Here is a 3,454-nt window from a genome sequence, read left to right as displayed (position 1 = left end):
CTCGGCCAACCTCAAGGCGTTCGAACTCGACCGCGCGGCTATCGAAGCCCGCAACGAGAAGAACAAGGCCGAAGCTCAGAAGGTCGCCGACAAGATCGACGGCCAGACCTACGTCATGATCCGTCAGGCCGGTGAAACCGGGCACCTGTACGGTTCGGTCGCCGGTCGCGACGTGGCTGAAGTCATTCAGTCCGAAGGCGGCAAGGTCGAGCGTTCGCAAGTCGTGCTGAACGTCGCGATCAAGGCCCTGGGCGTCCACGAAGTGCCGGTTCGCCTGCACCCGGAAGTCCGCGCCACGGTCAAGATCAACATCGCGCGTTCGGCCGAAGAAGCCGAGCGTCAAGCCAAGGGCGAGGATGTCATCCGCGCCCAGTTCGACGACGAGCGTAACGCCGCCGAACAAGCCGCCCAGGAACTGATCGAGGGCGGCGCCGGTCAACAAGAAGGCTTCGGCGACGAAGCCTGATCTGTTGACTGACGGTATCGATCAAGGGGCGCGTCCTTCGGGACGCGCCCCTTTTTCTTGGCTGAACGATTTAGATTTTCTACAAATTCTCTGACAGATTCTCGATATTCCGCGCCGTTTTCGCACCGCAATATCGTCACAGCTCATCTTCCCCGATGGGCGGGAGATGACGATGCGAATGCACTTCTACGCCGATATTCATCGCGCGGTCGTTCGACCGGCGCGATGTCCGGACCGCTGCTGATCCCCTTCGGGCCGATCCGCCGCCGGCCCTGACCACACAGACAATCGACGCAGTCTCACGACGCCGGTCAACGGCGGCGCCCGAACCCTTGCGTTCAAATCAGAAAAGCTGACCTCTCGAGATGACCCGTTCCCCCGCTTACCGTTCCGGCCTGTTCCTGGCCGCTTCTTCCGCTGCCCTGCTGATCGCCGGAGCCGCCGCCGCCCAGGAAACGCCCGCCGACAGCACCTCCGTGGACGACGTCGTCGTCACCGGCAGCCGCGTGCCCAACCGTTCGCGACTCGACACGCTTGCCCCTGTCGATGTCGTGACGGCCGAGACCCTGTCGACGCGCGGCACCACAGAGTTCGCCGCCGCCCTGGCCCAGAGCGTGCCCTCCCTGGTCTTCGCGCGGCCGTCGGTCGTGGACGGCACCGACTCCATCCGGCCCGCCACCCTGCGCGGCCTGTCGCCGGATCAGACCCTGGTGCTGCTGAACGGCACCCGCCGTCACGCCTCGGCCCTGGTCAACGTCAACGGCTCGATCGGGCGCGGCTCGGCCGCCGTCGACCTCAACGCCATTCCGACCGGCGCCCTGGACCGGGTCGAGGTGCTGCGCGACGGCGCCTCGGCGCAGTACGGCTCGGACGCCATCGCCGGGGTCATCAACCTGCGCCTCAAGGAAGCCCGCGAGGGCGGCGGCGCCAGCGTCACCTACGGCCAGTATTTCACCACGGTCGAGACCGCGCGAGGCGAGCGTGACGAGACTGACGGCCGCACCGTCACCGCCTCGGCCTGGCAGGGCCTCGGCCTCGGCTCCGACGGCTTCCTGACCCTGTCGGCCGAGTATCTGAACCGCGAGCCGACCAACCGCTCGGACCTGGACCCGCGCGTCACCCCGACCGCCGTCACGGCCCGCGCCGGCGATCCCAAGGTCGAGCAATGGACCGTCTTCGCCAACGCCGGCAAGCCGTTGGCCGCCGGGTGGGAAGCCTATGGCTGGGCCGGCTATCAGGATCGCGACAGCCAGAGCGCCGCCTTCCCGCGTCTGGCCAACAACGCCAACAACGTGCCCGCCGTCTATCCCAACGGCTTCCTGCCCAAGATCGCCGTCAACTCGCAGGACCTGTCGCTGGCGGGCGGAGTGAAGGGCGAGATCGCCGGGTGGAGCGCCGACGTCAGCCTGGTCTATGGCCGCAACGCCCTGGACTTCCGCACCGAGGATTCGCTGAACTCGACCTACGGGGCGGCTTCCCCGACCAGCTTTGATTCCGGCGGCCTGACCTATGACCAACTGGTCTTCGGCGCCGACTTCGCTCGCCAGTTCGAAGTCGGCCTCAGCGGCCCGCTCAACTTCGCCTGGGGTCTGGAGGCCCGCCGGGAAGGCTACAAGATCGACGCCGGTCAGCCGGAATCCTGGAACCGCGGCCCTCTGGGCTCCAACACCGCCCTTGCCGGCGGCGCCCAGGGCTTCGTCGGCTTCCAGCCCTCGAATGAGGTGGACGAAGACCGCGACGCCGTGGCCCTCTACGCCGACGTGGAAATCCCCCTGACCGACAAATTCACGGTCGAGGGCGCCCTGCGGGTCGAGGACTATTCCGACTTCGGCGACGCCCAGACGGGCAAGCTGGCCGCCCGCTACGACTTCAGCTCCAACTTCGCCCTGCGCGGCTCGGTCTCGACCGGCTTCCGCGCCCCGTCGTTGCAGCAGAGCTTCTTCACCTCGACCTCGTCGGTGATCCAGAACGGCGCCGTGGTCGAAACCGGCACCTTCCCGGCCACCAGCACGGTCGCCACAGCCCTGGGCGCCAAGGCGCTGAAGCCTGAGACCTCGACCAACTATTCGCTGGGCGCGGTTGTTCGCCTGGGGAATTTCGACCTGACGGTGGACGCCTACAAGATCACCATCGAGGACCAGATCGTCCTGTCCGAACTGATCAACCGCAGCTTCTCGCCCCAGGTCGCCGGTCTGCTGGACCCGCTGGGCGTTCAGGCCGCGCGCTTCTTCCTCAACGGCGTGACGACCGAGACCGAGGGCGTGGACGTGGTCGGTCGCTATCGCCTGCGGACCGAAAGCGCCGGCGACTGGGACTTCACCGTCGCCGCCAACGTCAACGACGTCAGCGTGACCAAGCTGCCGACCTCTTCGTCGGTGCTCAACCCGGTTCCGACCCTGTTCGCCCGCAGCCGCATCCTGACCATCGAGGAAGGCACGCCGGACACCAAGGTCTCGGCCTCGGCCGACTGGAGCCAGGGCCGGTGGGGCGCGACGGCGCGAGCGACCTACTACGCCGACGTGCTGCAACCTGGCTCGGCCCCGGCCAACGACTATTCGACCGGCGCCAAGACCACGCTTGATCTGGAGGGCCGCTTCCAGGTCACGGACCGCGTCGGCCTGGCCGTCGGCGTGGACAATGTCTTCGACGAATACCCCGACTTCGTGCCCGCGACGCTGAACAGCAACGGCGTTCTGGGCTTCCCCTTCTACTCTCCGTTCGGGTTCAACGGCCGCTACGGCTACGCCCGCCTGAGCGTGAAGTGGTGACGACGGCGGGACCCGAGCGCGAGGGAGTTCTCCCCTCCGCCTCGCGCCGGGCCCTGCTGGTCGGGGGCGGCGCAGCGGCTGCGGCGGCGACCGCCGCGGCCGCTGCGTCCCGACCGGCCGAGGCAGCGGTTCAGGTCGGCGACGAGAGCACCCTCAGCCCCTGGGGCGCGCATCCCAAGGGCCCGCCCGAGCCCCTGCCGCGCGGCATCGACCTGCCGGC

Annotated in this window: 2 protein-coding genes and 1 pseudogene; all 3 read left to right on the top strand. The window is 68.0% G+C overall.

Features of this window, described 5'->3' with window-relative positions; all coding sequences use genetic code 11:
- Nucleotides 1-466, top strand: a 466-nt coding sequence (rplI, locus tag VGE49_RS10455) for a 50S ribosomal protein L9 (RefSeq protein ID WP_331034495.1), incomplete at its 5' end; no start/stop codon positions are given.
- Nucleotides 467-831: 365 nt separating this feature from the next.
- The gene (locus VGE49_RS10450) at nt 832-3,234 is read left to right on the top strand and encodes a TonB-dependent receptor plug domain-containing protein (protein ID WP_331034494.1); all 2,403 of its coding nucleotides are present in this window, start codon (nt 832-834) and stop codon (nt 3,232-3,234) included.
- Nucleotides 3,228-3,454: pseudogene (locus tag VGE49_RS10445) on the top strand (hypothetical protein); the annotation flags it as partial. The gene VGE49_RS10450 and the pseudogene VGE49_RS10445, both read left to right, overlap by 7 nt.

The sequence above is a fragment of the Brevundimonas sp. genome (assembly GCF_036405315.1).
Taxonomy (GTDB): Bacteria; Pseudomonadota; Alphaproteobacteria; order Caulobacterales; family Caulobacteraceae; genus Brevundimonas.
This window is presented reverse-complemented; position numbering and strand designations above follow the sequence as displayed.